This is a genomic window from Clostridium sp. BL-8, from assembly GCF_002006495.1.
GTDB lineage: Bacteria > Bacillota > Clostridia > Clostridiales > Clostridiaceae > Clostridium.
Genome location: NZ_LZZL01000149.1, coordinates 1 through 7,351, shown reverse-complemented (window position 1 = coordinate 7,351; position 7,351 = coordinate 1). Strand labels below are relative to the sequence as shown.

At 31.6% G+C, this 7,351-nt stretch carries 4 protein-coding genes and 1 pseudogene; 4 read left to right on the top strand and 1 reads right to left on the bottom strand.

What is annotated here, in order from left to right:
* Positions 1-355: 355 nt before the first annotated feature.
* Entirely contained in the window at positions 356-1,654 is a 1,299-nt protein-coding gene (locus CLOBL_RS26180) for an Nramp family divalent metal transporter (protein ID WP_077861680.1), read from the bottom strand.
* Positions 1,655-1,905: 251 nt separating this feature from the next.
* On the opposite strand from CLOBL_RS26180, the gene mntR reads away from it, so the two are divergent.
* From mntR to CLOBL_RS26160, 4 genes and pseudogenes are all read left to right on the top strand, one after another.
* Complete coding sequence (gene mntR, locus CLOBL_RS26175) at positions 1,906-2,376, top strand: transcriptional regulator MntR (protein WP_077861679.1); 471 nt, start codon at positions 1,906-1,908, stop codon at positions 2,374-2,376.
* Between the two features lie 300 nt (positions 2,377-2,676).
* Complete coding sequence (locus tag CLOBL_RS26170; protein WP_077861678.1) at positions 2,677-5,139, top strand: GxGYxYP domain-containing protein; 2,463 nt, start codon at positions 2,677-2,679, stop codon at positions 5,137-5,139.
* 60 nt (positions 5,140-5,199) lie between these two features.
* Positions 5,200-6,608 (top strand): annotated as a pseudogene (locus CLOBL_RS26165) (peptidoglycan-binding domain-containing protein); the annotation flags it as partial.
* 84 nt (positions 6,609-6,692) lie between these two features.
* On the top strand, positions 6,693-7,256 hold the full coding sequence (locus tag CLOBL_RS26160) for a cytochrome b5 domain-containing protein (protein WP_077861676.1): 564 nt from the start codon (positions 6,693-6,695) through the stop codon (positions 7,254-7,256).
* Positions 7,257-7,351: the final 95 nt, after the last annotated feature.

Sequence of the window (7,351 nt, the reverse complement as noted above, 5' to 3'; positions counted from 1 at the left end):
ACATGACTTTTAATCATGGTGTCCCGGGTTCGATTCCCGGGTGAGCCACCAAATTGATTGAAATATATAATAATTATGAGTTTTAATATTATTATATGAGTATATGAAAAACCTTCAAATGCATTATTAACTGCATTTGAAGGTTTTTCTGTATGCTGAAATATTAAGGCATATCAAATAAATAACAAGTCCACTTACAAGGCTATTTCTCATCATGCTGCGTCAACAAAATACCCTAATAGGCCTGGCCATGAGGTCATTTTGTTTCCTGCCCTGATGAAAAATATCCATCGCAATTTTTGACTTGTTATTTATTTTCATGTGCCTAAATTGAAGAATGATATTTATAATAATATTAAACACTCCCTGTAAATGTTAGGTATATTAGTATTGCATTTAATGATATTATTATAACTGCTATTAGAATGCCCAAAATTCTAACAAAACCCTTATTAGCTAAAATGCCCATTAAATCTTTACGTTTAGCTATTATCAGCATTTGAATTATAGGAAACGGCAAGATGAAGCTTAGTGCCACCTGGCTTAAGACAAGTGCGTTCATTGGATTTATTCCTAGTGCAATTATAATTAATGCTGGCATCATTGTTATAAGTCTTCTGATATTTACTGGAATACTTAAATTAACAAATCCTTTCATAATTGTCTGCCCAGCTATTGTTCCGACCGCTGAAGAAGATAAGCCTGATGCAAGAAGAGCTATTCCAAATGCACTACTTGATAGAGAGCCCAATAATGGCTGCAAAGAAGTATGAGCTTGTTCCATTGTGTCAACAGTTAATCCATTTCTATTAAATACAGCAGCAGAAACTATAACCATTGCAGCATTTACTATAAAAGCAAGATTCATTGCAATGGTGACATCAATCTTTTCCATTTTCAAATGTTTTAATTTTCCATTATCAGAACAATCGATGCATCTATGCTGAACTAATTGTGAATGCAAATATATTACATGAGGCATAACAGTTGCACCAAGCATTCCTACAGCTATTAATACAGCTTCATTATTTGGAAGTGATGGTATCAATGTGTGCATGCCAACCTGAAACCAATCTGGCTTAGCAAGAAATAATTCTATTGTATATGCAGCACATATTATTGCAACGAGTGCTGAAATTATGACTTCGATAGCTTTTTGACCATACTTTTCCATATAACAAATTATATATGTTATGAATCCCGTTATAAGTCCTGAATATATCATAGGAATATGGAATAACAAATATAATCCTAATGTTCCACCAAGAAATTCTGCTAAATCTGTTGCCATAGCACCTATCTCTGCAATTATCCAAAACAACCAGTTCATGCTTTTTGGAAAAACTTTAGAACACATTTCTGGAAGATTATGGCCAGTTGCTATTCCAAGTTTGGCAGACATTATTTGAAGAAATATAGCCATTAGATTACTAAATAGAATAACCCAAATTAGAGCATAACCAAACTTTGATCCGCCGCTGATATTAGTTGCAAAGTTTCCAGGATCTACATATGCCACGCTTACAATAAAAGCAGGACCAATAAATTTTGCTAACTGTTTTAATTTATTTGTATCAGTATCTATAGCCTTTTGTAATGCAGGAAAGCTAGAGATTTGAGTATCTGTATCTGTTAAAGTTCTTTCGTTTATCAACTTAATACATCACCTTTCTTATTTTTTTCTTATATGTGATTAACATAGTTACTACAATTTAACATTGTTAGCTTCGACTAAATTTATGTTTATACTACAAACTATGCGCTAACATGATAAATGTTACGATTAAGTAATTTTTTGCGCTAATATACATATAATGAATTAAATAAATTATGAGTAAGGTTATTAGAAAATAATAATATTTTAAATTTGTTATTTTTTTAATATACCTAAAGGTGGGTGATAACATGATAAAAAATGATTTTTATACCTTTAATGAATATATGAAGAAAGAAGATAAATCACTTACTGCATCTATGGAAGATTACCTTGAAATGATATATAGATTATCAATGAAAAATGGTTTTACAAGAATACATGAATTATCTAATGCGCTTAATGTTCAGCCTCCTTCTGCTACGAAAATGGTGCAGAAATTAGCAGAATTGAAACTATTGAAATACGAAAGATATGGAATCTTAGTACTTGAACAAGAGGGAAAAAACCTTGGAGAAGTATTGCTTAACAGGCATAATACAATTGAAAACTTTCTAAGAATCCTTGATGTTCCAGATTCTGAAATATTGGATGAAACAGAAAAAATTGAACATACCATAAGTAAGGAAACAGCAAAATGTTTTAAAGATTTTGTGAACTTTATTAATGACAATCCGAATATAATTGATAAATTTAAAGTTTATAGACGAACTTTAAAATGACACAAGTAAGTTTATTATTTTTTCTGTTTAGAGCTTTCTAATAATAGTAAGGAAAATAGTATGAAAGAAAAAAGACTTCGTATAAGTTTGTACGAAGTCTTATATATGTTGTCATAATTAGGTAAAGTCAGCATATCTTAAAAAATGTTTTAGAAATTTAACTAAACTAATCTAATTATATAGAATTTGGAAAGAAAATAGAAGTGCATGGAATTAATACCTGGTATATAAATGATTTTCTTATCTTATACTAATTCCAAGCAAAGAATGCTTTTATTTTATACGAAAGAAGGAATTTGTTTGGACAAAAAATTAAAAATATCTGTTGTATTAACAATGCTCATAGCTATCTTTTGTTCTTTTATAGTTAATGAAAATGTTTATGCTGAAGCTAGTGAAGATAATAATGTCCATCTCATTTTAGAGGCATCAACTTCAGAGAAAACTATTCCTAAAAATTTTCGAAAGACCAGTGATTTAACAAGTATTAAGGATAATAAAAATTTAAACTTAAATGGTTTAGACAAATTAAATATTTCTGGAAGCCAGCAATTTTCTGAGTTCAATCTTCCGTTATTAGTAAAGGCTATAGGGACTTCAATGCCAATAACTGTAATTGATTTAAGACAGGAATCTCATGGATTTATTAATGGCAACGCAGTAAGCTGGGCAAATCAAAAGAATAATGCTAATGAAGGATTAAGCAGAGAACAGGTTTTAGCAAATGAAGCAAGTAAGCTAAAAAGTATTAAACTAAATGAACCTATGAGTTTTTATAACAAACCTAATCAGACTATTGTTCCAACAAAAGTTCAGGATGAAAATGAACTTACTAAATCAAATTCTTTATCTTATAGTAGAGTAACTGTTCGAGATGGGGGAATACCTTCTGATGAAATGGTTGACTATTTTGTAGGATTAGTAAAGTCTGCATATGAAAATTCCTGGCTGCATTTTCACTGCAAGGCTGGAGTTGGAAGAACTACTGAATTTATGATTATGTATGATATGATTAAAAACCATAAAGGAGTCAGTGCTGATGATATTATAAACAGGCAGTTAGCATTAGCAAAATTTAATGATTCTAATATAAATTCTTTTAAGAGTAAAGAAAGAATGGATTTTTTAAATAAATTTTATGAGTATTCCAAATCAAATGGAGACTCTTTTAACACAAAATGGAGTGAATGGAAGAAAACATCTGCTGATAAAAAAACAGCGTCTTTTCCGGGATATTCCATACTTAATGCAAATTCTAGTTATATAAGAAATTCAGTGACTCCTAAGTCTTTATATGTAATCTCTTTAGATTTACTGACACCTAGTGAAAGAACAATGGTTGCCAGCCTTCAGGGGCTGGTTAATAACCATTGTTCTTTTCAAATATACACAATTAATTCTTCCCAGTCAGATTATAAGATATGGCTTGAAGACTTAAAAGACAATTATAAAATTTCATATAAAATAATATCAGATCCATGGCAATTAGTAAGCATTTATAAAAAGTATATTGATGGGTATGTACTTTATAGTAATAAAACCTCTAAGGATCCATCTATTAATAATGCATGCTCTTTTGCAGCTTTAAATAAAGCTATAGTAGTAGATGAAGTTATTGAGCCAAAAGTTAGAGCTATGGGGATAAGCTTTAAAGGGGATTGCAGAGGGACAGATGAAAGCTGGGCATATGAAAAGTTTTGGAACAAAGGATTGAATCATTCAACAGTTATCGAGCTTTCGCCAGATAAAGATGCAGCATTAAGAGATTATGCAATAATGACTAAATCATTATTATTTTATGAAAATAGTATAGATAAGACAAACCTGAGGGAGAAGATATTTTCTAGTATGGGGAAAAATTCAATTTGCTTAGGATGGGGACCAGATGAATTCAATAATGTAAGTGCTGCGTCAAAACATGGTGTAAGCGTGGTTGCAGCAGATTGGGCATATAATTTGAGTACACTAAGCGCTTTTCGTTCAATATCTGTAGCTAAAAGATCGAAGCTGGAAATTCCAAAAGAAGATAATGTTCATTATGTGACTTTCATAATGTCCGATGGAGATAATCTTCAATGGAATCTTGGAAATAACTATACTTCTGATAAATGGTTTGGGTTTCCTGATAGAAATAAACTTCCGCTAGGATGGTCTATGACACCCGCTTTATATTATTTAGCTCCAACTGTGCTTAATTTATATTATAAAAATGTAATTAGCGATAATGTTAATAATAATTTCATAGTATCACCTTCTGGGAATGGGTACATGTATCCTAGTAAATTTGATAGAAGTAAATTAGGACCATATATTAATAAATTAAATGAGTATATGAGAAAAGTGAATCAAAAATATGTGGCAATAATAGATGATTCGGCTTTTGAAAATATTGAACTTTGGAATAAGTTTACTGAAAAGCCTGATATCCAAGGAATGTTTTATCTAGATTATAAAAGACATGATGAATATAAGGGAAGAATTCTATGGTCAAATAATAAACCAGTAGTATCATGCAGAGACTTACTGTGGGAATCGCTTGAAAATGAAGATGAATTAGTGGAAAGGATAAAAAGCAGGGTTGATGCAGGTCAAATTAATGTATCTAGTCCTGATGCATATACTTTTGTTTATGTTCATGCTTGGAGCAAAGATGTAAGTAATGTTAAAGCTGTTATAGATGAGTTAGAGAAAAACCAAAATGTAAGAATAGTCACTCCGGAAGTTTTTATGAAACTAATAAAAACTAATGTTACGCATGAATAATTAGCTATATTTGAGTTCTGTTTTAAGCAGATAAAGCTAATACTAGTGATAAAATATGAATTTGATGAATATAATATTCTGATAAAAATATAAAGAGGAAAAGTATGGAGAATACAAACAATACAAATCTTGCAGATAGGACAGGTGGATTAAAAATTCAATGTTTTAGAGGTGATGATTACATTCCAATTGATGGTGCTAAGATAACTGTAAGAGGAACAGCAGATTCTAAAAACGCTAATAATATAGAACTCACTACAGATTCAGCAGGATTAACTGAGGTAATAGATCTAACAGCACCGCCATTAGAATACTCTTTAAATGAAAATAGCAATCAAATACCTTATAGTGTATATGATATAACGGTTGAAAGAAGCGGTTTTAATCCTATAATAATACGAGGATGTCAAGTATTTCCTACAAGGATTGCATATCAAATATGTAATTTAGAGATAAGTTCAGCATGTGGATATATGAGACAGGAAATAATAAATATACAGCCAAATACTTTAAATGGAAATTTTCCGCCTAAAATACCGGAAGATCCTGAGAAACCATTACCGGAGCCAACTTCAGGAGTTGTACTGCCTCAGCCGGTAGTTCCTGAATATGTCACTGTCCATCAAGGTGGACCTGATGACCTATCTGCACCAAATTATAGAGTGCCATTTAAAGACTATATTAAAAATGTAGCATCCTGTGAAATATATTCAACTTGGACTGAATCAGCTTTAAGAGCAAATATCTTTTGCATTGTATCATTTACCTTAAATAGAATTTTTACTGAATGGTATAGAGGAAAAGGTAAAAATTTTGATATTACAAGCTCTACGGCTTATGATCAAGCCTTTAATTATGGTAGAAACTTTTATGATAATATAAGTCAGATTGTAGATGAAATTTTCTCAACATATGTAAGAAGAATCGGAAGAAAGCAGCCACTTTTCACACAATACTGTGATGGAAAAAGCGTTACATGTCCACAGTGGTTGAGTCAATGGGGAAGTCAGGAATTAGGACGTCAAGGCCTTGGACCATATGATATATTAACTCGTTATTATGGAACAGATATTGAATTAGTCACAGCAGAAAAAGTTGCTGGAAGCCCAATGTCCTATCCAGGAGAGGAGCTTACTATAGGATCAAGAGGTCCAGCAGTAAGGGCAATTCAAGGTCAATTAAATAGAATAGCGAGGAATTATCCATTGATTCCACGACTTGCTGAGGATGGAATATATGGAACAAAGACTGCACAGTCAGTAAAAACCTTTCAACAGATATTTTCATTGCCGCAAACAGGAATAGTTGACTATGCAACCTGGTATAAGATATCAGATGTTTATGTCGGTGTAACAAGGATTGCAGAACTTACTACTACTGAATCAAGCAGAGCATGGAAAAATGAATTCATACCACCAACAATATTAGGAATGGATGATAAAAGATTTGTTCCAAGGTTCTATTACTAGATAAATCAACTTAATAAACAGCTTGAATTAGAAAAATACAGCAGATCTTTATGAGATAATAATATTTAAGAGGTATTTATTCATATGACTTTTAAATTTAAACCTATTAATGAACTTATAGATAATATTTATTGTAATAGACAAAAACGATTTACATTAGAGGAATTAGCACAATATGATGGAAGTGATGGAAAACCAACTTATGTGGCAGTAGATGGTATAGTTTATGACTTGAGTAATGTATCGTCTTGGTCTGGAGGCAGTCATTTTGGAGCTAAGGCTGGAAAAGATTTAACTGATGAATTCAATTCTCATCATGGAATGAAAGAAATTCTTAGTAACATACCTAAGGTTGGTGTACTCAGTGAGAGTAAAAAGAAGGGCATAGTATCTATAACCAGGCAGCCTTTGGTAGATACATATGATTTCAGCCCTGATGATTGGATACAATATATAACTCCACTAGTAGATGATGCATTAGAAGAAGCTGACGGGGGTGTAAGACTTGAACATTTATTTCAAAAATATATTATGATAGGTATACTTGTTGGTGAGGGAAGAACTTTTCAGGAGGCAATTGATGAGATCGGAGAGTGGGAAAATACAGGCGTATCCAAGCTGCTAGATGAGAGTAGGGGGAACATATAAAATAGAATTCATTACAAAGGATTATGAATTGAAAAATTTGCATGGACTTTTACTTACTAAAAATGCACATGGGTTGTATGAGAAATATGGATTTG